This is a genomic window from Pseudomonas sp. GL_117, assembly GCF_057835125.1.
The window spans coordinates 731,854-757,926 of record NZ_CM174418.1 but is presented as its reverse complement, the minus strand read 5'-3'; the positions used below and the strand labels follow the sequence as shown (position 1 = coordinate 757,926).

Genomic DNA, 26,073 nt, shown 5'->3' with positions numbered 1-26,073 from the left:
GGAGCGGGCTTGCTCGCGAAGGCGATTTAGTCGACGACACTGAACTCAAGCCGGGCAGTCTGCCCCGCCTCATCCAGCACACTCAACTGATACCGCCCCAACCGCTCAAAGCTGGCATTGATAAAGTCCTGGTTGGCACTGTCCCCCAACGGCTCGCCATTGAGAAACCACCAACGCCGCCCACTGCCACCCAGCGCCGAGATTTTCAGACGCAGCGCCTGCTGGCTGGCAGCCGGCAAGCGCAGTTGATCACCCTCGCGCACTCCTACAATCGACAACGGCGACGACGCGGCCAATACCGGCGGCGGGCAATCGGGATCGGCGGCCGGGATGCGTGCTTCGCGGCGCTCGACCCGTGGCAACCATGGCTCCAGCGGCGCCGGCCACAAGGCGATGCTTTTCGCCTCGGCGCCAGGGCAATGGGCGTCGACCCGCAGGCCCTTGGCGTTGACCCAAACGCTCTCCATCAACCCCACGCTCAACGGTTGGTCCAATGCCTGCAAGGTCGGCGGTGTGGTGTTGTCCAACGTCCAGGCAAATCGCTGGCGCCGGCAATTGGGATCGCTGCGGCCCAGCGGCTGGCCCAGCGGCCAACAGATCGCAGCCACGCCAACATTCGCCGGCACCGGTTTGACGGGCGCACTGATGCCGCGCTGGCTGTCGCGGTTGGTCAGCACATCGTGCACCTGCAGCATCAACGGCGCCGCCGAGGCCAGGCCGAACTGCCCCGGCACCGGCGTGCCGTCCGGTCGGCCGATCCACACGCCGATCAAGTAACGCGGCCCCACACCAATCGCCCAGGCATCGCGAAAGCCATAGCTGGTGCCGGTTTTCCAGGCCAGCACCGGGCGCTGCACCAGTTCGGCACGCGGGTCGCGGTCGGGGCGTGCCTGGCCACTGAGGATACGTCGCACAATCCACGCCGCACCGGGGGACAACATCGGCCGCTCCCTGAGAACGTCGTCTGGCTGCAAGCGGATGGTCGCGCTCTTGCCATCCCGGGCGAAGGCGCTGTAACCGCTGACCAGATCCTCCAGACGACTGCCCGCGCCGCCAAGAATCAACGCCAGATTGGGCTCGGCCAGCGCCGGCAACGCCAAGGGCACGCCGCCGATACGCATTTGGGCGGCGAAGCGCTTGGGCCCATAGGCTTCCAGCAACTGCACCGCCGGCAGGTTCAGCGAACTGGACAACGCCGTACTCGCAGGCACCGCGCCGGTAAAGCCCATGGAGAAATTGCCCGGCCGGTAATCGCCGTAACGGCGGGGGACGTCTTGCAACAGCGACTCGGAGTGGATCAAGCCGTCATCCAACGCCATGCCATACAGAAACGGTTTCAACGTCGAGCCTGGCGAACGCAACGCGCTGATCATGTCCACATGGCCAAAGCGTTTGGCATCGTTGATGTCCACCGAGCCGACGTAGGCGCGCACGGCCATGCTTTCTTCTTCCACCACCAGGATCGCGGCGGAGGTGTACTCCGGCAAACGGGCGCGCCAGCCCAGCAGCAGGTCTTCGAGACGGCGTTGCAAGGTGGCATCCACAGTAGTGCGGATCAGCGGCGGGCTGTCCGGACGGTTCAGGCGGCGCGCGAGCAAGGGAGCCAGGCTCGGCTCCAGGCGCGGGGCGAGCAGCAGCGGTTCCTCCAGGGCTTCGTCGACAGCGGTTTGCGGCCACACCTGGAACTCGGCGAGGCGACGCAGCACCTTGTCGCGGGCTTGCTGGGCGCGTTGCGGGTGACGGTCCGGGCGCAAGCGGCTGGGGGCCTGGGGCAGTACGGCGAGCAAGGCCGCTTCGGCATGGGTCAAGTGCGCCGGGGATTTTCCCAGGTAGGCCCAACTGGCCGCCGCCACGCCTTGCAACGTCCCGCCAAACGGGGCGCGGTTCAGGTAGAGGTTGAGGATTTCGTCTTTGGACAGGTGCCACTCCAACTGCGCCGTGCGCCACAACTGGCGCAACTTGCCGTGGAAGGTACGCGAATGCGGGTCGAGCAGGCGTGCGACCTGCATCGACAAGGTGCTGCCGCCGGACACTACCCGTGTGCCGCTGAGGTTCTGCCAGGAGGCCCGCACCAGCGCCAGCGGGTTGACGCCGGGGTGTCGGTAGAACCAGCGGTCTTCATAGGTGAGCAGTGCGTCGAGGTAATACGGCGAGACTTCGCCGGTTTGCACCGGGTAGCGCCACACGCCGTTGGCATCGGCGAAGCGCCACAAGGGCGTACCGTCTTCGGCGAGGACCACGCGTGCCAGGTCGTCCTGAGGGAGCGGCAAGGGCCAGATACGGTCGGCCAACCACACCAGCGCGATCACCAACACCACAACCCCCAAGCTCCAGCGCAGTAACCGTGGGAGCGGGCTTGCCTGCGATAGCGGTGGGGCCGTTGGTAAATTTTTCACTGACCCACCGCTATCGCAGGCAAGCCAGCTCCCACATGGGATTGTGGGTATCCGATACTAAGCAAACCCATTATTTAACCTGCAAACCTCTATGCTTATAGGGAACTAGCCTGGCGCAATCACAACCAAAGGCACAGATACGCCCACCTTCTCATCAGGACACACACATGCAGGTAGAAAGCTTCTTCGAATGGCTGGGCCAAGCGCTCGGTTCGGTCATCCGCTTTATCGTCGATGGGCTCAGCGGGTTGTTCGGGGCCTTGACCAACGCTGGCGGCAACTTTGTCGAGGGCCTCTCACGTACGCTGGGCATGGACACTTCGATCATCAGCATCCTCACGCTGATCATTGGCCTGCTGTTCCTGTATTCGGCGGTGCGGGCGTTTATGCGTGCGTCGATCATCTTCGGGATTATCTGGTTGCTGCTGGGGCTGTGGCTGCTCAGCTGGGTCGTGCACTGATCCCCCAAACAACCAGGATCCCCCTGTGGGAGCGGGCTTGCTCGCGAATGCGGTATGTCAGTATCAGATGTACTGGCTGACACGCCGTCTTCGCGAGCAAGCCCGCTCCCACATTCAGGCCCCATTTCAAGTTGAGATCTCAGCGGCCCTTGATCACCAAGTCCGCCGGGGTCTCGCCCACCGCCTGCCAATTCGGCCGGTACATCGACTCCACTTGCGGCGGCGGGACGCGGTACGTGCCCGGCGTCACCGCTCTTGCCAGATACAGCAAGTGCGTGGTGCCGGAACCGTCCAGGTTCAGCGCGGCCACATAACGGTCATCGCGGAACTCCTGATGCTTGAGCGACGCGTTCTGCATCGACTCACGCCATTCCTTCACCTGGCTGCTGGCGTTTTCCAGGCTGGCAGCGCTCTGTGCCAGGTTCTGGTTTTCCAGTTCCAGGCCGGCGGGCAGCAGGTCCACCACCAGGGCGTCCGGCACACGTTGCTTGGCGCTGACGGCCAAATGCACCAGCACCAGGTCGCCGCTGTTGAGGCTGCGCAGGTTCAGCGGCTGGCCGTTCATGCCCAGGTATTCACGGCGGATGCTCAAGTTGTCGCCACCTGGCGCCGGTGGCACCTGTGGGTAACCTGAAATCGTCAGTTGCTGGTAAACCGGCACATCGCCCTGATTGGTCAGGCTCAGGTTGCTGGAAAGCAGCTTGCCCTCCAGATCCAGGGTCGACTGCTTGTTATTCAACTCGTGGCTTCCAGCGCTGCCATCCAGTAGCACTTTCCAGTCCGACTCAGGCTTGGCAAACCCCAGGCGCCCGGCGAGGAACAGCGAATTACGCTCCTGGGTCGACAAGTACGGGCTCGCTGCCAACTGATCCGACAGCGTGAACAAGCGCTCCTCACGCTTGCCCTTGGCCAGGTCGTTCTCCTCCAGCAGCGCCAGGATCATCGCTTGATCACGCAACGGGCTGCCGTAGTCGGCCAGCCATTCATTGGCATTGCGCTGCGCCGCCAGACCGGCCAGCAACGCCTGGTCCGCCCGTGGCTGGTCGCCCATTTTCTGCAACGCAATCGCCAGTTGCACCAGCGGCAACCCGGAGCGCGCATCGCTGCGACGCTCGAAGATGCTGCGCAACGCGCCCAACGGCGCCTGCTGGCTGCGCGCCAGGACCATGCCGGCGTAGGCCTGCACGGCGAAGCGGGTGTGGTCGGCGTTGTCGCTGTAATCGACGTCGATCAGGTTGCGTTCCTGCACATAACGCAGCAGTCGCTCGCTGGCCTTTTTCAAGGCCTCCTGCGGCACCGCGAAACCCTGATCGCGGGCGCGCAGGAGGAAGTCGGTGACGTAGGCTGTCAGCCAATATTCTTCTTCGCCGTCAGCCCCCCACAATCCGAAGCTGCCGTTATAGCGCTGCATGCCCAGCAAGCGCTCGATGCCGATTTCGATCTTGCGCTTGCGCTCGGCATCCGGCTCGCCCTTGATCGCCAGGCGCTTGAGCAACGTATCGTCGGCGTACAGCGACGGGTACAGGCCGCTGGCGGTCTGCTCCAGGCAGCCATAAGGGTAGGCCTTGAGCGCGCTGATCTGCGCGCCAAGGTTCAACGGCGGCCGGCTCGACAGGCTCAACAGCGCCTCGCGCCCCGACGCATCGAACTGATCCAGGGTGCCCGCTGGCAGGCTCCACGGCTGATCCTTGAGTACCGCGCGGTACTGCTTGAGCAATGCCGGATACGCCGGACGCACGCCCAGGGTCCATTCGCGAGTGAACGGCGGTAGATTTTCACCCGGCAGGTCGAGCCCATTCACCGTGACCTTGACCTTGCCCTGCCCCAAGCCGCCCCAGGCTTTTACCGGGATGCGCAGGGTGGTGCGCTGGCCTTGTTTGAGTTCGAGGTTTTGTGCGCCAGGGCTGACCAATTCCAGCTGCCCTTCGACGCTCAATTGCACATCGAGCTTTTGCGCACGGCCCGACAGGTTGGACAGGTCCAGCGCCAAGGTGGTCTGGTCGCCCCCGGCAAGGAAACGCGGCGCCGACAGCTCGGCGATCAGCGGCGCGGCAATCACTGTCTTGGCTTCGGCCATGCCATAGCGATCATCGCTCCAGGCCTGGGCCATCAGGCGCAGTTCGCCGTTGAAGTCGGGGATGTTGACGCTGACTTCGCCCTCGCCCCGCTCATTCAAGGTCACGGGCGCGCTTTGCAGGGCGACGATGGTGAGGCTGGTGTCCGGGCGCTTGCCGCCTTTGGCCAGCGCAGCGTCACCACCAAATGCCAGGCTGGCCAGGCGGCCCTGGCCAGCCTCGATCAACTGGCCGTAGATGTCGAACTGGTCCACGCCGTAAGCCTTGCGACCGAACAGGCTGGCGTACGGGTCCGGCGTCGGGTATTCGGTGATATTGAGGATGCCCACATCCACCGCCGCGACCAGCACGTGCACCTGTTTCGGCACGCTGCCATCGGCATTCTTGGCGGCGACTTTCACCGTCAGCGCTTGCTTGGGACGCATTTTTTCCGGCGCGCTGAGGGTCACGCCGAGTTTGCGCTGGGTGCGATCCAGCGGCAGGTGCAGCAGGCCCACGGCCCGTTTGGGGGTGATATTGGCTTTGCGCTCGCCGGGACGAATCACCAGGGCACTGACGTACAAATCATGGCGCGACCATTTCGGGTCGAGCTTCACGGCGAAGCTTTTGCCTTCGGCCGGCACGTCGATTTCCTGCCACCACAACGGCCCTTCGGCGGACTCCACCAGCAGGTAGCCCTTGCCGGCGGCAGGCGGGGTCACGGTGACGTTGGCGGTATCGCCGTCGCCATACGCCGGTTTATCCAGCGCCAGCTTGACCTGATCGGGGCGTACGGCGCCGCCTTCGGTGTTGTCCTGGGCCTGGTAGCCGGCCCAGAAGCGCAGGCTGCTGACCAGCCCGGTCTGCGGGTCTTCGACCTCGACGCGGTAAGGGCCCCACTCGACCTGGAAGCTGACCTTGGCGGTGTCGCCCGCCTTGATGTTCAAGGTCTGTTCGTCGAGGTTGAGGAATTTTTCGTTGAAGTGGTAACTCCAGCCATCGTTGTCGGAGTAGTTCCAGTAGTAATCGCGACGCTCACGCACCAGGCGCACTTTGAGGTTTTGCGCGGCGAGCTTCTGCCCCTGCGGGTTGGCCAGCAGTACTTCGAATTCTGCCGGGCCATCGCCGTTGGTTTCCTTGCCGTCAAACAACCCGCGCAGGCCCGGCAGTTGTTCGGCCGGCCAGATCGGCTGCACCAGGCGCCGGGTGATGGGGCGCCCGCCGGACTCGTGCAGGCTGGCTTGCACGATCAGTTGCAGCGGCGACTTGGCGTCGGCCCATTTGCTTTCCAGGGTCAGTTCTTCCTGGCCCTTGGCGTCGAGCACGCTTTCGTCGAGTTCGAAATCCTGGCTCAGTTCTTCTTCGGTGACAGAGCCGAACTGATAGCCCGGCAGCGCCTTGACCGCTTCGCGCAACGGCCGCACATAGATTTGCCCGCTGACGCGGTTCCCCGATGCCGGGGCGCCGTAGAGGTAGCGGCCACTGACCTGGATGACTGGGTTATCGGCCGGGCTCAACGCCGTGTCGCTGCCCTTGAGTTCCAGCGCCAGGCGCTCGGGCAGGAAGTCTTCGACGAGGAATTCATACAGCTGAGGCTTGCCGTCACCCAGGTCGAACACCAGCTGCCAGCGCCCGGTCGGCGCTTCGCCAGCCAGTTGCAGTGGGTATTGATAGAGGCCGGACGCGTCGGCATCCCACACGAACTTACGGCTGACCTGCTCATCCGGGCGACGGACCTCGACGCTCACGGGTTGCGGCTTGACCGCGTTGCCATCCTTGTCGCGCAACAGGGCGTTGAGCAGCACGGTTTCGCCGGGGCGATACAGGTCACGCGGGCCGAACACAAAGAACTGCAACGGATGGGACGGCTGGCCGCCGATGTCGAACTCGGCCAGGTCCAGCGCCGCGCTGTCGAGGCGCAACAGGCTGGTTTGCTCGCCCTGCTTGGCCAGCAACACCTGGGCTTTTTTCGGCAACGGCAGCTCGGCGTGGCCGCCCTTCTCGGTCTTGCCCTGGCCCAGCACGCGGCCGTCGGCATCGAGCACTTCGAGGTCGACGCCATCCAGCGCCTTGCCGCCTTCGAGGGCCTGGGTAAACACGTCCAGGCGATTGGCGTAGCGGTGCACCGACAAGCCGATGTCACTCAAGGTAAACAGCGTCGCCGGCTGGGAATAGTTGTAGGTGCCGGAAGCGCGCATCACCGCCAGGTAAACGCCTGGCTGCTGCAATTGCTTGAGGCCGGCAATCGGCAGCAGCAGGGTTTCGCGGGTGTTGCGTGCCGGGTTCAGGTCGAAACGGCCGCCGTAGACCAGGTCGGCCATCGGCAGCAGTTCGCGGGCCTCATAACTTTGCAGGCTGCTATTGCGGCCCCATTGCGCGAGGAAGGTGGGCAGGGATTCGGGCTTGATGCGAAAGAATTCGACGTCGATCTTGTCGACGTTCAACGCAATCACCGGCAGGCCTTCGGCCAGGCGCGTCGGCAGCAAGGTGCCACGACTGGCGAAACCGACGGTGGCTTGCAGGTCGCGGGTTTCCAGGCGGGCGCTGTATTCGGCGGCGAGCTTGGCGTCGTTGACCGCTTTCACGCCGGCGTCGATGGTCAGCACCAGCTTGCGCTGTGGCTCCAGATGGCGCAGGCGCAGCTCCATCAGGTTGTCGGAAATTTCCCAGGCACCATCGACCTTGCCGGACTTACTGTCCACCAGGTGAAGTTTGTCGGCGAATTTCTGATCGGGGTCCAGGGGAATGGAAAAGCTCACGGAGAGCGTGCTGGCCCCATCGAGCTGCACCTCGGACACATCCACCACACTCAACTCACGCCCGGCGTAGCGCTGCTTCAGCGCCGCCACGTCCACCGCGGCCTTGGCAGGCTTGGGCGCAACCGTCGCCGCGGCGGGGGCAGTCGGAGCCGCCGGCTTATCGGAGGAATCGCAGGCGCTCAGCAGGGCCAGCGCACAGGCCAGGAACAATCCTTTGTTAAGCACGCTTTTATTAAGCATGTGAGCACTCGTTGTGAGGGGGTCCAAGGGGATGAACTATATATCAGCCCGCGCGGGGCCGATGTGGTGCTGGTCACATTGACCGACGGAGGGTGGTTTGGTTCTTGATGAGGCGTGATGCCAAGCCAAATCCCACAAACACTGAAGACCAAAATGTGGAAGCGGACTTGCTCGCGAAAGCGGTGGATCAGTAATACCTGTGCAAGCTGAACCACCGCTTTCGCGGGCAAGCCCGCTCCCACAGGTGATTGGTGTTGATGAATAGTGAGTGTTTGGCTGCACGCCTGTGGGAGCTGGAGCTTTAGCGAGGCCGCGAAGGCGGCGGCACTGTTGCAACCATGGAATCTCCCACATTGGTCCTGCTGTGGCAGGGAGGGGCGGTTACAATGCCGTTCTCCCAAGGAGCCTGCATGCCCACCTTATTGACCGACTGGCGCGACCGCTTTACTCATCGACGTGTATGGGCCCTGGCTGCGCCGATGATCCTGTCGAATATCTCGGTGCCACTGGTGGCCCTGGTCGACAGCATGGTCATCGGCCACCTGCCCCACGCCCATCAACTGGGCGCCGTGGCCGTCGGCGCCAGCCTGTACACCTTCCTCGCCTGGGCCATGGGTTTCCTGCGCATGGGCTCCACCGGGTTCGCCGCCCAGGCCGCCGGGCGCAATGACGGCGCGGCGCTACGGCAAATTCTCCTGCAAGGCTTGTTGCTGGCGCTGGGGCTGGCCATGCTGCTGGGCAGCGTGGGCATTCCATTGAGCCATCTGGCCCTGGAATGGATGCAGCCCTCCCCCGAACTCAATCAGTTGACCCAGGATTTTTTCCACACCCGCCTGTTCGGCTTGCCCGCCGCCCTCGCCAGTTATGCGCTGGTCGGCTGGTTCCTCGGCACGCAAAACGCCCGCGCGCCGTTGGCGATTCTGCTGACGACCAACCTGGTGAACATCGCCCTGAACCTGTGGTTTGTGCTTGGCCTGGATTGGGGGGTGATCGGTTCGGCGCGCGCCTCGGTAATCGCCGAATGGACGGGGGCCCTGCTCGGTCTGGCCCTCACGCAAAAAGCCCTGCGGGCCTATCCCGGGCAGATCTTCTGGGCTGCGTTGAAACGCTGGGAGAGCTGGCGCCCGTTGCTGGCGGTAAACCGTGACATCTTTATCCGCAGCCTGGCGCTGCAGTCGGTGTTTTTCATGATCACCGTGCAAGGTGCACGCCTGGGCGATGCCACCGTGGCGGCCAACGCGTTGCTGCTCAACGGCCTGTTGCTGACCGCCCACGCACTGGACGGATTGGCCCACGCGGTCGAAGCCCTGTGCGGCCATGCCATCGGTGCCCACGACCGTCAGGCGCTAAGGCGTTCACTGGTGGTCGCCGGCGGTTGGTCGCTGATCGCCAGCGTCGGTTTTGCCTTGCTGTTCACGGTCGGCGGGCACCTGTTTATCGCCATGCAGACCGACATCCCCAGCGTGCGCGAAACGGCTGACCGTTACCTGCCGTATCTGGCGGTATTGCCGTTGATTGCGGTGTGGAGTTATTTGCTCGATGGCCTGTTTATCGGCGCTACCCGTGCGCGGGAGATGCGCAATGGCATGTTGCTGACGGTGCTGTTGACGCTGCCGTTCGCCTGGCTGTTGCAGGGGTTGGGCAACCACGGGCTGTGGCTGACCTTCCTGCTGTTCATGGCGCTGCGCAGCCTGACCTTGTGGGCGATTGCGTGGCGACTGAACCGGCAGGACCAGTGGCTTGGATAAAAAAAATGTGGGAGGGGGCAAGCCCCTTCCCACATCTTGGATCGCCGTCGACTGTGCTTATGAGGACAGGTACGACGAACGCGTCAGGCCCAGGCGCAAGGCGTCGAGGAACTGGGTACGCTCAGACGCAGAGATCTTCGCGCTCGCACACTTGTCGCGGTAGTGGGTCATCAACTCCTCCGGCGACAAGTGCACATAACGCAGCATGTCTTCGATGGTGTCGTGGGTCTCGATCCCGGCGCTGTACACCGAACCGTCTTCACGCTGGTAGATGTTCACCGAATCGGTGTCACCGAACAGGTTGTGCATGTCGCCCAGGATCTCTTGGTAAGCACCGACCAGGAAGATGCCCAGCAAGTAATCCTCACCTTCGTTCAACGCATGCACCGGCAGGCTGGTCTCGATGGACTGCTCGTCGACGTACTGCTTGATCTTGCCGTCGGAGTCGCAGGTCAGGTCCTGCAACACCGCACGGCGCAACGGCTCTTCGTCGAGGCGGTGCAGCGGCAGGATCGGCAGGACCTGGCCGATGGCCCAGGTGTCCGGCAGGCTCTGGAATACCGAGAAGTTGCAGATGTACTTGTCGGCCAGCTTGTCGTTGAGTTCGTCCAGCACCTGGCGGTGCGAGCGCTGGCGGGCCTTGAGCGAGTTATGCAGGCGGCGGCACACGGCGAAGTAGCACTGTTCGGCCAGGGCCTTTTCCGCCAGGGTCAGTTTGCCGTCGGCGTACTGGGCGGCCACGTCGCTCATGTAGTGGGTGGCGCGCCAGTAGGTTTCGGTGACCATTTCAATGTCGGTCGGACCGAGCAGGTCCACCAGCCACTGCACGGTTTCCGGCAGGCTTTCCTTGTTTTCGATCAGCGGGATTTCGTCGTTGTGTTTCTCGACGTCGGTAACCTGCACCACCAGCATGGCGTGGTGGGCAGTCAGGGAGCGGCCGCTTTCGGAGAAGATATGCGGGTGCGGCAGGCTCTGGGCATCGCAGAACTCCTTGAGCATGCCCACTACCACGCCGGCGTAGTCGTCCATGTCGTAGTTGATCGAACTGGCGTTACGCGAGTGGGTACCGTCGTAGTCCACGCCCAGGCCGCCGCCGACGTCGATGTGATCCACCGGCAGGCCGAGGTTGCGCAGTTCGCCGTAGTAACGAATGGCTTCCTTGAACCCGTGCTGGTAATCCGCCAGGTTGGCGATCTGCGAGCCCATGTGGAAGTGCAGCAGGCGGATGCCCTGGTCCAGGCCGGCGGCGCGGAAGCGCTCGACCACCGACAGCAGCTGCGCCGCCGACAGACCGAACTTGGATTTCTCGCCGCCGGTGTCCGCCCACTTGCTCGACGCCAGGGACGACAGGCGTACGCGCAGGCCGACCTGTGGCTTGACCTTGAGGCTGGCGGCCTCTTCGATCACCAGGCCGACTTCGGATTCTTTCTCGATCACGATGAACACGTTGTGGCCGAGTTTCTGCCCCATCAGCGCGAGGCGGATGAACTCACGGTCCTTGTAACCGTTGCAGACGATGGTGCCGCCCTTCGGCGCCAGCGCCAGCACGGCCAGCAGCTCAGGCTTGGAACCGGCTTCGAGGCCGATGGACACGTTCTGGGTGGCGATGATGTTCTCGATCACCGCTTCCTGCTGGTTCACCTTGATCGGGTACAGCGCGGTGTACTTGCTCTGGTACTCCAGGCGCTCGATGTTCGCATCGAAGGCGCCGGTCAGCTGGCGTACACGGTCTTGCAGGATGTCGGGAAAGCGCACCAGCAGCGGCAAGGACAGGCCGCTCTTGCGCAGCTCGTCGACTTGCTCGTAAAGGTCGACAGGCGTGCTGTTCGGGCCGTTCGGACGGACTTCAACGCGACCGGCATCATTGATCGCGAAATACCCGGCCCCCCAATGGCGAATCCCGTAAACACTGCGGCTGTCCGCAACTGTCCATTGGCTGCCATCGTCTTTGCGTGTGCGTCGTACGGACATCGAAGTCCCCTATAAATGAAGTCGAAGGCGCAGCCCCCTATCAGAGGCTGGCGCAGTCTAAAGAATGAAAATGACGATTTGCCTGCGCGAGAGGTAGGACCCCACTTGCAGGACAGAGTTTAGACACAGGTCGGGAAGAGGCTTTCAGCCGCCGGACTTCTTGGCCTTGTACCCGAGCTTGATCAGCTCGGCCAACAGCAACTCGACGTGATCGCCCTGGATCTCGATGACGCCGTCTTTCAACGCGCCACCGGTGCCACAACGCTTTTTCAGCGTGGTGGCGAGTTCTTTCAGGGCATCCTCGGCCAGCGGCACGCCGGTGATGGTGGTCACCGTCTTGCCGCCACGGCCCTTGCTCTCGCGTCGCACGCGGGCAATACCGTCGCCTTCAGGGATCAGGGTCTGTTTGCAGGTGCACGAATCCACGGGCTGACGACAGTCCGGGCAGTGTCGACCTGCGTCGGTGGAAAATACCAGGCCACCAAGGGCGGCGAAGGATGCGGCTTTTTTGGCCACCGGCAATCCTCTTGGGAGGACAAAGACAGATCGGTGCCCGCAACGGGACTACCGACCGCGAAGCCCCACTCAGGCAGGGGCAGCGCTACCGAACCGCCCCACTCCTAATAGCAGGAAGGCTCGGGTGAAAAGTCGCGCAGTGTAACGGCAAAAAGCCGACTTGCTAAGGGCCAAATCGCGCCAATTTATGCAAGTTTAGCGACGCAGGGCCAGATAGCGACGCAGGCCCTCCTGGGCGTCCGGGCAATAGGGCTTTTGTTCAGCTTCCTGAAGGATAACGTCGAGGGGCAGAAAGTGCGCTTCCATGACCTCTTCGGGCTGCAAACGCAGCGACCCGTCCCACACGGCAGAGTAGGACTTGCACCAGAGCCGGCTGTCGCCGTCGGCGAAATAGAAGTGATCATGCTCGACCAGTGCTACCCCGGCCACACCGAGTTCTTCTTCCAGCTCGCGGGCCGCCGAATCGGCGTAGCTCTCCCCCGCCGCGACCATCCCACCCGCCGCCGTATCCCAGAAACCGGGGTACAAGGCTTTGCTCAGTGTGCGTCGATGCACACACAGCTCGCCCTTGGAATTGAACAGGAAAATGAAGGTGCAACGGCCGATAAGACCGCGCTGGCGCAGGTCGGACCTGACCAGGTGACCGAGGAGCCTGTCCTCTTCGTCAACCCAGCAGATCAGTTCAGCATCAGAGGCCGCACGGTGTGCGGCCTCGTTTTGAGTAGCGTCCATCATCAACCCTGGTTGAGGAGCTGACGCAAGTCGATCACTGCAGCGTTGGCCCGGGAAATGTAGTTGGCCATCACCAGCGAATGGTTCGCCAGTACACCGAAGCCACTGCCGTTAAGAATCATAGGACTCCAGACCGGTTCCTGCGAGGCTTCCAGCTCACGGATGATCTGGCGCACGCTGACCGTGGCGTTTTTCTTGGCCAGTACATCGGCAAAGTCGACCTCGATGGCGCGCAGCAGGTGGGACAGCGCCCAGGCCTGGCCACGGGCTTCATAGAACACGTTGTCGATCTGCATCCATGGGGTTTCCACCACTTCTTCATCGACCTGCGGCACTTCACCCGGTGCCAGGGCTTCGGTTTTCAGCGCGGTGTTCAGTTTCACCCGGCCGACGCTGGCCGACAGGCGCTGCGACAGCGAACCCAGGCGGGTCGCCACGTCACCCAGCCAGTTGTTCAGGTTGTCGGCACGTGCATAGAACAAGGCGCCGCGCTGGTTCGGGTCGGACAGGCGCGCTTCATAGCGGCTCAGGGAGTTGATGCCTTCCTGGTATTCGGACTCGCTGGAAGGCAGCACCCAGCTCTTGTTGTCGAAGTTGAAGCGCGGTTCGGCCTTGGCCAGGTCCGCGTCTTCGGCCGACTGCGACTGGGAACGCGCGAAATCTTTACGCAGGGCGCGGGTCAGGTCACGCACCTGGACCAGCACGCCGTATTCCCAGCTGGGCATGTTGTCCATCCACAGGCCAGGCGGGAAACGGTCGTTGGAGATATAGCCACCGGGTTTGTCCAGCAAAGTGCCGACCACGGTCTTGAGGGTTTCGACAGTGGTATAGCCCACCACCATCTGCTTGCCTTCCTTCTCGGCGGCAATCTGCGCATTTTGCTGGACCGGGAACAGCGCCGGCTCTGCGCTCCAATACCACCCCAGGGCACCCGTGACCAACAGGTACAAGCCCAGCAGGCTGAGCACGGCGCGGCTCATCAGCAGGCTGCGAAAGTAGCTGCGGTTGGCCGACTTGGGTTCGGGGGCGGGGCCTTTGGTACTGTCTGCGCGGTTTTTCCAGTCCAGCATGGCGGGATCCTTTCAATCACTTGAGTTCATGCACGTCTATTGTCCGGGTGCGTTCAAACACTCCGACCACAACCCTACCCCATCGTGCCCGTCAGCGCGGGGCTTTTAAACGAAAGTGGCGCATACGGGGCGTTCGACTATAAAGGATGCACGCTTTTTACGCTGCGCGACCGATGAGTCGAAAATTGAATGCGTAAGTCTCGCAGTTAATTGACGTATGACACTCATGCAACAGAAAAGAGGTGCTAGCATAGAGCCATCAGTTCGACCTCAGCATGCAGCCTTACTAGTAGTCAGGATATGACCGAGCCAGAAGACCCCAGCCGTGAGCGTCTCAAGCACCATTTTGCCCAGCGGGTAATTCATCAGGCACGTCAAATTCTTGAGATCTGGCAGCGCCTGCAACGCAGTGAATGGTCCAACGCTGACCTCTCCGAACTCAGCGAAGCCAACCTGCGCCTGCAGCGTTTTGCCGAGCGTTTCGAGCAGCCGGAGCACGGCCAGTTGGCGCGGCATATCGGCGAATCGCTCAAGCAGGTCGACGAAAACCGTGGCCGCCTCAGCAGCCACCTGATCACCGAACTCAATCGCCTGATGCAGCGCCTGTCGCGCACCGGGCTGCGCCAGGGCGACCAGCTCGAACAAACCTTCCTGCCACCGATGCGCAAGCCGATCTACGTGATGCTCGCCGATCACGACCGCGCCGAGCGCCTGGCCAAGCAGCTGGAATTTTTTGGCATGAGCGCGCAGTCCCTGGACAGCGTGCCGGCGTTCCGAGCGTCGATGGCCGAGCGCTTGCCGTCGGCCATCGTCATAGACGTGGACTTTTGCGGCGCAGGCATGGGCCTCAAGCTGGCCGCCGAAGCCCAGGAAGGCCTGGAGCAAAAACTGCCACTGCTGTTTTTCAGCCTGCACGAAACCGACACCCCGACCCGTCTCGCCGCCGTGCGCGCCGGTGGCCAGGAGTTCCTCACCGGCACCCTGGAAGCCTCCAGCCTGCTGGAGAAGATCGAAGTGCTCACCTGCGTCGCCCAGTACGAGCCGTATAAAGTGCTGATCATCGACGACTCGCGCGCCCAGGCCCTGCACACCGAACGCCTGCTCAACAGTGCCGGCATCGTCACCCGCACCTTGATCGAGCCGATCCAGGCCATGGCCGAGCTGGCGGACTTCCAGCCCGACCTGATCATCCTCGACATGTACATGCCCGCCTGCACCGGCACCGAACTGGCCAAGGTGATCCGCCATAACGACCGCTATGTCAGCGTGCCGATCATCTACCTGTCGGCCGAAGACGACCTGGACAAACAGCTGGACGCGATGAGCGAGGGCGGCGACGACTTCCTGACCAAGCCGATCAAGCCGCGCCACCTGATCACCACCGTGCGCAACCGCGCCGCCCGCGCCCGCCACCTCAAGGCGCGCATGGTGCGCGACAGCCTGACCGGCCTGTACAACCACACCCACATCCTGCAATTGCTCGAAGACTGCAGCTTCCGTGCGCGCCGCGAGAACAAGCCGCTGAGCTTTGCCATGCTCGACATTGACCACTTCAAGCGGGTCAACGACAGCCACGGCCACCCCATGGGCGACCGCGTGATCAAGAGCCTGGCGCTGTTTCTCAAGCAGCGCCTGCGCAAGACCGACTACATCGGGCGCTACGGCGGCGAGGAATTCGCCATCGTGATGCCCGACACCGACCTGGAATCGGCCTGCAAGGTGCTGGACGAAATCCGTGGGCGCTTTGCCGAAATTCACTACCCGGCCCAGCCGCAGGACTTGTGGTGCACCTTCAGCGCAGGGGTTGTGGAGCTGTGCGACGGTTCCGACAGCCTGATGATGGCGGCCCAGGCCGACGAGGCGCTGTACCGCGCGAAGAACGCCGGACGCAACCGAGTACAAGCGGCGCGCACATCAAAGCAAAGTGCCACCTTTTCACCGGAATCCACTGATTCCGTCATAACCTTGTAATGAAAGCGCAATAACTTCAGGCACTTACCTTTTGCTGTCGGTTGAAATCCCGCATGCGCCTGAAGCTGCTGACCAATCTCAATACCCTTCTGCTCGTGGCCGTGTGCCTGGCGCTCGGGGCGACACTCTGGTGGTCGCAGCGGGCACTGGAGCGTCCGTATTTGCTGATGGAACGCTACCTGGGCCTGTCCCAGACCTTCCAGAACCAGGCCGCGCGCAATATCGACGACTACCTCGCCAGCGGCGACGCCCTGCGTTTGAGCAGCGCCAGCCAGAGCCTGGAAAACCTGCTGCAACATCTGGATGAACTGCCTGCCGACCTCGCGCAAAACCTGCGCCCGAGCCTTGTGGACCTGGACGCCTTCAGCAAGACCGACCTGCTCGCTGCCGGCAAGCTGGCCGGCGACCCGCAAGCCCTGCTGCTGCAAGCCGAGCGCGAATTGGGCGCGAACCTGGAGCAACTGAGCCAATACGCCATCGGCGTGAATTCCCCCCAGGCCGCGCGCTACCTGCCGCCGCTGCTGGCCGCGTCGCAACACCTGGGCAAACTGTCCCTGGCCCGCGACAAGCTGGTGAGCAGCGGCCGTGCGGAACTCGCCGCTGATGTGGAGCGCGAAGTCGGCAACATCCGCAGCCAGGCGGACCTGCTGGAGCAACTGCCGCTGCTGGGCGTGACGGCCAGCGCCGAATCCAGCGCCGACGATTTCTCCGCCCTGATGGGCCTGGAAAACAGCGAAAAAACCGAAGCCCAGGACACCGGCGTCGACCTCAAGCGCGAACTCAACAGCTTGCTGACCCGCTACCCCGCCGAACTCAAGCGCACTCGCGAGCAGATCCAGCAGCGGGCCGACCTGGCCAACGCCACTCACCTGAAAATCAACGCCGTGCAACAAGCCATCGCCAGCCTGGAGCCGGTGGTGCGCGCGCAGCACGGCAAGATCCAGGGCGAAGTGCGGGTGATGCAAGGCGTGATGATCGGTCTGATCCTGCTGATCGCATTGCTGATCGACACCCTGCAACGCCGCTTGGCGCGAGTCCTGACCAACCTGGCACCGGCCCTGTCGACCTGGGCCGAAGGCGACTTCAGCCAGTCGATTGCCTTGGGCAAGACCAACCGCGAACTGCACGATATTGAAGCGTCGCTGAACCGCCTGCGCGCCTATTTGGTGGCGTTGGTCGGCACCATTCGCGGCAATGCCGAGGAAGTCGCCGGCAGCAGCCGTGCATTGGCCGAACTGAGCAGCGGCCTGCATGACGGCGCCGAGCGCCAGGCCGGCGACACCGCGCAGATCCGCGACTCCCTGGGCGAACTCGAAGCGACCATTCAACAAGTCGCCGGCGACGCCAGCCAGGCCGCGGGGGCCAGCCGCAGCGCCGGTGACGCGGTGGAACAGGGCCAACGGGTGATCGGCCTGAGCCTGACCGGGCTACATGCGCTGGTGGGTGAAGTGCAGCAAAATGCGCAGATGATCGAGAAACTCGCTGAAGAGTCCGCGACCATCGGCGGCGTGCTGACGGTGATCCGCTCGATTGCCGACCAGACCAACCTGCTCGCGCTCAACGCGGCAATTGAGGCCGCCCGGGCCGGTGAAGCCGGACGTGGGTTTGCCGTGGTCGCCGACGAAGTGCGCTCCCTGGCGCAGCGCACCGCCGGCGCCACCGCCGAAATCCAGACCCTGATCGCCGGCCTGCAAGCCGCTGCGCACCAATCGGTGCAAGGCATGCGCGCCCAGGTCGAACACGCCGAAGCCACCGCCCAGCAGGCCCAGGCGGCCGACGGCGCGCTGGATGAAATCGTCGGGGCGATCCAGACCATTTCCGCCACAGCAGTGCGCATTGCCGATGTGACCGCGCAGCAGAGCAGCGCGGTCAGCGAAATCCGTGACAACAGCGAGCGGATTCACCAATTGGGTGAGGACAATTTGCTGCGCATCGGCCAGGGCCGCAGCCAGGGCGAGCATCTGCTGGTACTCGGCGGGCAGCTCAACACCGCTGTCCAGGCTTTCCGCGTTTAACCCGGTCTGAGCCTGGATGCCGCTCCCACACTGACCGGATCCAGCCTCGCAGTCACAAATTTTGCGCTATCCTCGCTAATCGTGCTGCCTACTGCATAGAACTGGACAGTCACAAAGGCTTTGCGGCATAGTCGCCGGGTTCTGCCGTACCCACATCAATAACAAGGAACAGCCGATGGCGACCTTTCTGGTTCTACACGGACCCAACCTGAACCTGCTCGGCACCCGCGAACCGGGCGTCTACGGGGCAGTCACCCTGGAACAGATCAACCTCGATCTGGAACGCAGGGCCCGTGAAGCCGGCCACCATCTGCTCTACCTGCAAAGCAATGCCGAGTATGAATTGATTGATCGCATCCATGCCGCGCGCGGCGAAGGCGTGGACTTTATCCTGATCAATCCCGCCGCTTTTACGCATACAAGTGTTGCATTACGTGACGCGCTGCTGGCGGTGAGCATCCCATTCATCGAAGTGCATTTGTCCAACGTGCACAAACGCGAAGCTTTCCGCCATCACTCTTACTTCTCCGACGTAGCGGTAGGAGTGATCTGCGGCCTTGGCGCCAGCGGTTACCGACTGGCCCTGGAGGCCGCCCTGGAACACATTGAACAACCGGCCAAGCGCCCCTGACCGACCCTTGGGAGTTGATGATTCATGGATATCCGTAAAGTTAAGAAACTGATCGAGCTGCTGGAAGAGTCCGGCATCGACGAGCTGGAAATCAAGGAAGGCGAAGAGTCCGTACGGATCAGCCGCCACAGCAAGACCCCGGCCCAACAGTTCTACGCCCCGCAAATGCAAGCACCGGCTCCAGCCGCCGCTCCTGCTGCTGCGCCAGCCGCTGCCGCCGCCGCTCCTGCAGCGCCAGCCGCTCCAGTGCTGAACGGTTTCGTGGTCAAGTCGCCAATGGTCGGTACTTTCTACCGCACCCCGGCGCCAACCTCGCCAGCCTTCGTTGAAGTGGGCCAGACCGTGAAAGTGGGCGACACCATCTGCATCGTTGAAGCGATGAAGATGATGAACCACATCACCGCTGAAAAAGCCGGCGTCATCGAATCCATCCTGGTAGAAAACGGTCAGCCGGTTGAGTACGACCAGCCGCTGTTCACCATCGTTTGAACCGCGGAGCGCCTTCGATGTTGAAACCTGCGAAGAAACTGCAAAAAGTCCTGATCGCCAACCGCGGCGAGATCGCGCTGCGTATCCTGCGCGCCTGTAAGGAAGAGGGCATCAAGACCGTCGCTGTTTACTCGACGGCTGACACCGAATTGATGCACGTGAAACTGGCGGACGAAAGCATCTGCATCGGCCCGCCACTGGCCACGAACTCGTACCTGAAGGTCTCGAACATCATCGCTGCCGCGGAAGTGACCGGCGCTGATGGCATCCACCCAGGCTACGGCTTCCTCGCGGAAAACGCCGATTTCGCCGAACAGGTGGAAAAATCCGGCTTCGCCTTCATCGGCCCGAAAGCCGAAACCATTCGCCTGATGGGTGACAAGGTTTCTGCCAAGGACGCCATGATCGCAGCCGGCGTGCCAACCGTTCCCGGTTCCGACGGCCCGCTGCCGGAAGACGAAGAAACCGCGCTGCGCATTGGTCGCGAAGTCGGCTACCCGGTGATCATCAAGGCCGCCGGTGGCGGTGGTGGTCGCGGCATGCGCGTGGTGCACAAGGAAGAAGACCTGATCGAAGCGGCCAAGCAGACCCGCTCCGAAGCGGGTGCCTGGTTTGGCAACCCGATGGTCTACCTGGAAAAGTACCTGACCAACCCACGTCACGTGGAAGTGCAAGTACTCTCCGACGGCCAAGGCCACGCCATCCACCTGGGCGACCGCGATTGCTCGCTGCAACGTCGTCACCAGAAGGTACTGGAAGAAGCACCGGCACCGGGCCTGGACGAAAAAGCGCGTCAGGAAGTACTGGCTCGTTGCGTCAAGGCGTGCATCGACATCAACTACCGTGGCGCGGGTACCTTTGAGTTCCTCTACGAGAACGGCCGTTTCTACTTCATCGAGATGAACACTCGCGTGCAAGTAGAGCACCCGGTTTCGGAGATGGTCACCGGTATCGACATCGTCAAGGAGATGCTGAGCATCGCCGCCGGCAACCCGCTGTCCTTCACCCAGGACGACGTGAAGATGCACGGCCACTCCCTGGAGTGCCGCATCAACGCCGAAGACCCGAAAACCTTTATCCCAAGCCCTGGCCTGGTCAAGCATTTCCACGCGCCCGGCGGCAACGGCGTACGTGTGGATTCGCACCTGTACAGCGGCTACAAGGTTCCGTCCAACTACGACTCGCTGATCGGCAAGCTGATCACCTGGGGCGCGACCCGCGACGAGGCCATGGCCCGCATGCGCAACGCCCTGGACGAGATCGTGGTTGACGGCATCAAGACCAACATCCCGTTGCACCGGGACCTGGTCCGCGATGAAGGCTTCTGCGAAGGTGGTGTGAACATTCACTACCTGGAACACAAGCTGGCCAACCAGTAAGCGCTCCACCCGACAAAGCCGCCTTCGGGCGGTTTTGTTGTTTCTGGCCCCCGGATTTTACTGGCGGGATACATTCCCCCTGTGGGAGCGGGCTTGCTCGCGAATGCGGTGCATCAGCCAAGATATTATCCACTGACCCACCGCATTCGCGAGCAAGCCCGCTCCCACATTTGTTATGTGTACACCCCTCCCGCCGCTCGCGTAAACTTGCGCCCTTTCGCGACCCACCCGTCGCACATTCAATTTTTTCAAAGGTGCCCGCCATGCCTTGGCTGCAAGTCCGTCTCGCCATCAGCCCAGAACAAGCCGAAACCTATGAAGACGCGTTCCTCGAAGTCGGCGCCGTTTCGGTCACCTTCATGGACGCCGAAGACCAGCCGATCTTCGAACCCGAACTCAACACCACCCCGCTGTGGTCGCACACCCATCTGCTCGCCCTGTTCGAAGACGGCACCGATGCCGCCAGCGTGCTAGCCCATATGGAACTGCTCACCGGCGCACCGCTGCCGGAGCATCACAGCGAAGTCATCGAAGACCAGGACTGGGAACGCAGCTGGATGGACAACTTCCAGCCGATGCGTTTCGGCCAGCGCCTGTGGATCGTACCGAGCTGGCACGCCGCGCCAGAACCTGACGCCGTGAACCTGCTGCTGGACCCGGGCCTCGCATTCGGCACCGGCACCCACCCCACCACCGCACTGTGCCTGGAATGGCTGGACGGCCAGGACCTGCACGACTGCAATGTGCTGGACTTCGGCTGCGGCTCGGGGATTCTGGCGATCGCTGCCCTGTTGCTGGGCGCCAAGGAGGCCGTCGGCACCGATATCGACGTGCAAGCCCTGGAAGCCTCCCGCGACAACGCCGGGCGCAACAACATCGCTGAAGGCAAATTCCCCCTCTACCTGCCGGAGCAATTGCCCCAGGTGCAGGCCGACGTACTGGTCGCCAATATCCTCGCCGGGCCGCTGGTGTCGCTGGCGCCGCAGCTGTCGAGCCTGGTCAGGCCCGGTGGCCGCCTGGCCCTGTCGGGCATCCTGGCCGAGCAAGGTGAAGATGTTGCCGCCGCCTATGCCCAGGATTTCGAGCTGGACCCCATCGCCAACCGTGATGGCTGGGTACGCATCAGCGGCCGTCGGCGCTAGAATGAGCGCTTGCCTGAATCGGATGGCCGCATGACCGACAGTTTCGTCACCCAGTGCCCGCATTGCCAATCGCGTTTTCGCGTCAACCACGCTCAATTGAGTGTGGCCCGCGGCGTGGTGCGTTGCGGCTCGTGCCTGCAAGTGTTCAACGCGGTGCGCCAGTTGCTGGAGCAGCGCGCAGCCGCGGCCGCCTCGCAAGCCGAGCAACCGGCCAGCGTCGAGCCGGCCCCCGCGGCCCCGCGCGCCATCAGCCAGAAGCAATGGAGCGCAGAAGAGCTGGACCTGGACAACCTGGACCTGGACCAGGAACTGGCCAAGCTGGAACGCCGCGAGATTCAGCACACCCAGCCGCTGGGCGCGGATCGCCGCCAACCCGGCAGCGATCGTCGGCAAAAAGACGAACCCCTCAGCGCCAGCCGCGACACCATCAAGGCCGAGGAAGAAAAGTGGGCCGCCAGCCTGTTCAGCGAACCGCCGCAAGAACGCCTGCCGGCTGAAGAAGACGACGCCGAACCGACGAACGCACCTGCGACCAAGCAGCGCACCGAACCGTCGATGTCGTTCCACACCGACGACCTGGATGACGAGCCGCCACTGCACGCGCCGCCGGACGAGGACGACATCGACCCGCCGTTCACGCCGCTGACCCATGCCGCCGGCCAGGCGGAAGCCGAAGAACGTCTCGGCACCCGCCGCAAGCGCCCGCGCACCGAAGCCGGCGTGCACGACGACGTGCTTCAGGACCTGGAAGACGACCCGCTGCACCTCTACGCGCAAAAACGCCCGGCCAGCCTGGGCAGCCGCCTGATCTGGATCTTGCTGGTGCTGATCGCCGCCGGCGGCCTCGCCGCCCAGTACATCGCCTACCAGTTCGACGACCTGGCCCGCCAGGACGCCTACCGCCCGTGGTTCCAGCAACTGTGCCCGACACTCGGCTGCACCGTGCCATCACGGGTCGACATTGCCCACATCAAGAGCAGCAACCTGGTGGTGCGCAGCCACCCAGAGTTTGCCGGGGCGCTGGTGGTCGATGCCATCATCTATAACCGCGCGACCTTCTCCCAGCCCTTCCCCTTGCTGGAACTGCGCTTTGCCGACCTCAACGGCAACCTGATCGCCAGTCGTCGCTTCAAACCCGCCGAATACCTCAGCGGCGAATTGGCCGGTGTCAGCGAAATGCCTTCGCAGACGCCGATCCACATCTCCCTGGACATCCTCGACCCGGGCAACAAAGCCGTGAATTACAGCCTGAGCTTCCACTCGCCCGAGTGAATCGGCCTATGTATTGAGGTTTGACGGCGGATTCTTGACTGGACCCCGCACATCCAAACCGGCGGCGATAAACAAATAACTGTTCAGATTTTATCCAATTCAGCCTTTATCCAGTCATCGAGAGCGGGTATCATGCCAACCCTTTTTCGAACTCTAATGATCCGGCCCCACAACAGGGAAGTCCTATGTCGGCGGTACGCATCGGCCCATATACATTGCACAACGGTTTGATTCTCGCCCCGATGGCGGGCGTCACCGACCAGCCCTTTCGTCAGCTGTGCAAGCGTTTGGGCGCGGGTCTAGTAGTCTCGGAAATGGTCACCAGCGACATGAGCTTGTGGAACACCCGCAAATCGCGGATGCGCATGATCCACGAAGGTGATCCCGAGCCCCGCTCGGTACAGATCGCCGGTGGGGATGCACAGATGCTGGCGGATGCGGCCCGGGCCAACGTGGAGTTGGGGGCGCAGATCATCGACATCAACATGGGCTGCCCGGCCAAGAAGGTCTGCAACAAGGCCGCCGGTTCCGCGCTGTTGAAAGATGAGCAATTGGTTGCCGAGATCCTGCAGGCCGTTGTCGCCGCAGTCGAGGTGCCGGTGACGCTGAAGATCCGTACCGGTTGGGACCGGGAGAACAAGAACGGCCTGACGGTGGCGAAAATCGCCGAACAGGCAGGAATTACAGCGCTGGCGGTGCATGGCCGCACCCGCGCCGACCTTTACACAGGTGAAGCCGAGTACGACACCATTGCCGCGATCAAGCAGGCGGTGTCGATACCGGTATTTGCCAATGGCGACATCGATTCAGCCGAGAAAGCCCGGCGCGTGTTGCACGCCACTGGCGCCGACGGCTTGTTGATTGGCCGGGCCGCCCAGGGGCGGCCCTGGATTTTCCGTGAGATCGACCATTTTCTGCGTACCGGCGAAGTCTTGCCGGCACCGGAGCTGATCGAGGTGGAACGTATTCTGCTAGAGCATCTGGCCGCCCTGCACGCCTTCTACGGAGACGTGATGGGAGTACGCATTGCTCGCAAGCATGTCGGCTGGTATCTCGCAACCCTGCCGGGCGCCAGGGAGTTTCGCGCCCACTTCAATCGTTTGGATGATACGGAAGCACAGTGCGCCAACGTTCGTGAGTTCTTCGGCGAGCGTTACAAGAGCCTGGGGACAGGGGACGGAGAGGGGGTGGCCGCATGACGATGATGACCGAGACTTTAGTGAGTGGAACGACACCCGTGAGCGACAACGTCAATTTGAAACAGCACCTGAACACGCCGAGCGAAGAAGGCCAGACCCTTCGCGGTAGTGTCGAGAAGGCGCTGCACAATTATTTCGCCCACCTTGAGGGCGCATCCGTCACGGACGTGTACAACCTGGTGCTCTCCGAAGTCGAAGCGCCCTTGCTCGAAAGCGTGATGAACTACGTCAAGGGCAACCAGACCAAAGCCAGTGAGCTGCTCGGCCTCAACCGTGGCACCTTGCGCAAAAAGCTCAAGCAGTACGATTTGTTGTAAGCATTCAATCAAACCAGAAAGGCGCCCGCGTAAAAAACGGCCGCCTTTTTTGCTGACTCCTTTGCTTTTGATGGAAATTGAAATGACCGACCAGACTACCCGCCTGCCGATCCGCCGCGCCTTGATCAGCGTTTCCGACAAGACCGGCATCCTCGAATTTGCCCGGGAGCTGGAAGCCCTGGGCGTGGAAATCCTCTCCACGGGCGGGACCTTCAAACTGCTGCAGGACAACGGCGTGGCCGCAGTAGAAGTTGCGGACTACACCGGTTTCGCAGAAATGATGGACGGTCGGGTCAAGACCCTGCACCCGAAAATCCACGGCGGCATCCTTGGCCGTCGCGGCACCGACGACGCCATCATGGCCGAGCACGGCATCAAGCCGATCGACCTGGTAGCCGTCAACCTGTACCCGTTCGAAGCCACCATCAACAAGCCAGGCTGCGACCTGCCGACCGCCATCGAAAACATCGATATCGGCGGCCCGACCATGGTGCGTTCGGCGGCCAAGAACCACAAAGACGTGGCCATCGTGGTCAACGCCAGCGACTACAGCCAAGTGCTCGAAAGCCTGAAAGCCGGTGGCCTGACCTACGCCCAGCGTTTCGACCTGATGCTCAAGGCGTTCGAACACACGGCAGCCTACGACGGCATGATCGCCAACTACATGGGCACGGTTGACCAGGCCGCTGAAACCCTGTCGACCGAAGGCCGCAGCCAATTCCCGCGCACCTTCAACAGCCAGTTCATCAAGGCCCAGGAAATGCGCTACGGCGAGAACCCGCACCAGAGCGCGGCGTTCTACGTGGAAGCCAAGCCTGCCGAAGTCGGCATCGCCACCGCGACCCAGCTGCAAGGCAAGGAACTGTCCTACAACAACGTGGCCGATACCGACGCCGCGCTGGAATGTGTGAAGAGCTTCGTCAAGCCCGCCTGCGTGATCGTCAAGCACGCCAACCCGTGCGGCGTGGCCGTGAGCCCGGACGCTGAAGGCGGTATCCGCCAGGCCTACGAACTGGCCTACGCCACCGACACCGAATCGGCATTTGGCGGCATCATCGCCTTCAACCGTGAACTGGATGCCGAGACCGCCAAGGCGATCGTCGAGCGTCAGTTCGTGGAAGTGATCATCGCTCCATCCGTCAGCGATGAGGCCCGCGCCATCGTGGCGGCCAAAGCCAACGTGCGCCTGCTGGCCTGCGGCGAGTGGTCGGCTGACCGCGCTGCGGCCTGGGACTACAAGCGCGTCAACGGCGGCCTGCTGGTACAGAGCCGCGACATCGGCATGATCGGCAGCGACGACCTGAAAGTCGTGACCAAGCGCGCGCCAACCGAGCAAGAGATCAACGACCTGATCTTCGCCTGGAAAGTGGCCAAGTACGTCAAGTCCAACGCCATCGTCTACGCCAAGAACCGCCAGACCATCGGTGTCGGCGCCGGCCAGATGAGCCGCGTGAACTCGGCGCGTATCGCTGCGATCAAGGCTGAACACGCTGGTTTGCAGGTGGTCGGTTCGGTGATGGCATCCGACGCGTTCTTCCCGTTCCGTGACGGCCTGGACAACGCCGCGAAAGCGGGCGTCACCGCCGTGATTCAACCGGGTGGCTCGATGCGCGATGCCGAAGTGATCGCTGCGGCTGATGAAGCCGGCATCGCCATGGTCTTTACCGGCATGCGCCACTTCCGTCACTGATCCAACTCGATAGAGATGTGA

At 62.8% G+C, this 26,073-nt stretch carries 18 protein-coding genes; 12 read left to right on the top strand and 6 right to left on the bottom strand.

Annotated features, from left to right (window positions below; all coding sequences use genetic code 11):
• Nucleotides 1-26 precede the first annotated feature (26 nt).
• Nucleotides 27-2,339, bottom strand: coding sequence for a peptidoglycan glycosyltransferase PbpC (gene pbpC / locus AC3ISR_RS03165; protein WP_463984744.1), 2,313 nt, complete (start codon nt 2,337-2,339; stop codon nt 27-29).
• Nucleotides 2,340-2,563: 224 nt separating this feature from the next.
• Between pbpC and AC3ISR_RS03160 the strand changes: the two genes are divergently transcribed.
• The gene (locus AC3ISR_RS03160; RefSeq protein ID WP_017738360.1) at nt 2,564-2,857 is read left to right on the top strand and encodes a hypothetical protein; all 294 of its coding nucleotides are present in this window, start codon (nt 2,564-2,566) and stop codon (nt 2,855-2,857) included.
• A 139-nt stretch (nt 2,858-2,996) separates the two neighbouring features.
• On the opposite strand, the gene AC3ISR_RS03155 is transcribed toward AC3ISR_RS03160, so the two are convergent.
• Nucleotides 2,997-7,895 carry an alpha-2-macroglobulin family protein gene (locus AC3ISR_RS03155; RefSeq protein WP_489324830.1) on the bottom strand — a complete coding sequence of 1,633 codons (4,899 nt, stop codon included), beginning with the start codon at nt 7,893-7,895 and terminating at the stop codon, nt 2,997-2,999.
• 425 nt (nt 7,896-8,320) lie between these two features.
• On the opposite strand from AC3ISR_RS03155, the gene AC3ISR_RS03150 reads away from it, so the two are divergent.
• Entirely contained in the window at nt 8,321-9,658 is a 1,338-nt protein-coding gene (locus tag AC3ISR_RS03150) for an MATE family efflux transporter (protein ID WP_192300184.1), read from the top strand.
• 57 nt (nt 9,659-9,715) lie between these two features.
• Here AC3ISR_RS03150 and speA read toward each other — a convergent pair whose 3' ends face one another.
• The 4 genes from speA to AC3ISR_RS03130 all read right to left on the bottom strand — a co-directional run bounded on the left by speA (nt 9,716) and on the right by AC3ISR_RS03130 (nt 13,947).
• A complete protein-coding gene (speA, locus tag AC3ISR_RS03145; protein WP_192300185.1) occupies nt 9,716-11,629 on the bottom strand; it encodes an arginine decarboxylase in 1,914 nt (637 codons plus the stop codon).
• 144 nt (nt 11,630-11,773) lie between these two features.
• Complete coding sequence (locus tag AC3ISR_RS03140; RefSeq protein ID WP_005784408.1) at nt 11,774-12,145, bottom strand: translation initiation factor Sui1; 372 nt, start codon at nt 12,143-12,145, stop codon at nt 11,774-11,776.
• Nucleotides 12,146-12,340: 195 nt separating this feature from the next.
• On the bottom strand, nt 12,341-12,877 hold the full coding sequence (locus AC3ISR_RS03135; protein ID WP_463984722.1) for an NUDIX hydrolase: 537 nt from the start codon (nt 12,875-12,877) through the stop codon (nt 12,341-12,343).
• A gap of 2 nt (nt 12,878-12,879) precedes the next feature.
• Nucleotides 12,880-13,947, bottom strand: a complete 1,068-nt coding sequence (locus AC3ISR_RS03130) for a DUF2333 family protein (RefSeq protein WP_192300187.1) — start codon at nt 13,945-13,947, stop codon at nt 12,880-12,882.
• Nucleotides 13,948-14,247: 300 nt separating this feature from the next.
• Here AC3ISR_RS03130 and AC3ISR_RS03125 point away from each other — a divergent pair, with 300 nt between their 5' ends.
• From AC3ISR_RS03125 to purH, 10 genes are all read left to right on the top strand, one after another.
• Entirely contained in the window at nt 14,248-15,918 is a 1,671-nt protein-coding gene (locus tag AC3ISR_RS03125) for a GGDEF domain-containing response regulator (protein WP_489324576.1), read from the top strand.
• Between the two features lie 53 nt (nt 15,919-15,971).
• Nucleotides 15,972-17,933, top strand: coding sequence for a methyl-accepting chemotaxis protein (locus AC3ISR_RS03120; protein WP_192300189.1), 1,962 nt, complete (start codon nt 15,972-15,974; stop codon nt 17,931-17,933).
• Between the two features lie 175 nt (nt 17,934-18,108).
• A complete protein-coding gene (gene aroQ, locus AC3ISR_RS03115; RefSeq protein ID WP_017738538.1) occupies nt 18,109-18,564 on the top strand; it encodes a type II 3-dehydroquinate dehydratase in 456 nt (151 codons plus the stop codon).
• 24 nt (nt 18,565-18,588) lie between these two features.
• Entirely contained in the window at nt 18,589-19,053 is a 465-nt protein-coding gene (gene accB, locus AC3ISR_RS03110) for an acetyl-CoA carboxylase biotin carboxyl carrier protein (RefSeq protein ID WP_192300190.1), read from the top strand.
• Between the two features lie 17 nt (nt 19,054-19,070).
• Complete coding sequence (accC, locus tag AC3ISR_RS03105; RefSeq protein WP_010213490.1) at nt 19,071-20,432, top strand: acetyl-CoA carboxylase biotin carboxylase subunit; 1,362 nt, start codon at nt 19,071-19,073, stop codon at nt 20,430-20,432.
• A 263-nt stretch (nt 20,433-20,695) separates the two neighbouring features.
• Nucleotides 20,696-21,574 (top strand): 50S ribosomal protein L11 methyltransferase, encoded by an 879-nt coding sequence (gene prmA, locus AC3ISR_RS03100; protein ID WP_226455671.1) that lies wholly within the window; start codon nt 20,696-20,698, stop codon nt 21,572-21,574.
• A 30-nt stretch (nt 21,575-21,604) separates the two neighbouring features.
• Nucleotides 21,605-22,846: a DUF3426 domain-containing protein gene (locus AC3ISR_RS03095; RefSeq protein ID WP_192300192.1), complete on the top strand. Its 1,242-nt coding sequence runs from the start codon at nt 21,605-21,607 to the stop codon at nt 22,844-22,846.
• 185 nt (nt 22,847-23,031) lie between these two features.
• On the top strand, nt 23,032-24,045 hold the full coding sequence (gene dusB, locus AC3ISR_RS03090) for a tRNA dihydrouridine synthase DusB (protein ID WP_192300193.1): 1,014 nt from the start codon (nt 23,032-23,034) through the stop codon (nt 24,043-24,045).
• Nucleotides 24,042-24,362 (top strand): DNA-binding transcriptional regulator Fis, encoded by a 321-nt coding sequence (fis, locus tag AC3ISR_RS03085; protein WP_002555375.1) that lies wholly within the window; start codon nt 24,042-24,044, stop codon nt 24,360-24,362. The genes dusB and fis overlap by 4 nt, the downstream gene beginning before the upstream one ends.
• An 82-nt stretch (nt 24,363-24,444) precedes the next feature.
• Nucleotides 24,445-26,052, top strand: a complete 1,608-nt coding sequence (purH, locus tag AC3ISR_RS03080; RefSeq protein WP_192300194.1) for a bifunctional phosphoribosylaminoimidazolecarboxamide formyltransferase/IMP cyclohydrolase — start codon at nt 24,445-24,447, stop codon at nt 26,050-26,052.
• The last annotated feature ends 21 nt before the right edge of the window (nt 26,053-26,073 follow it).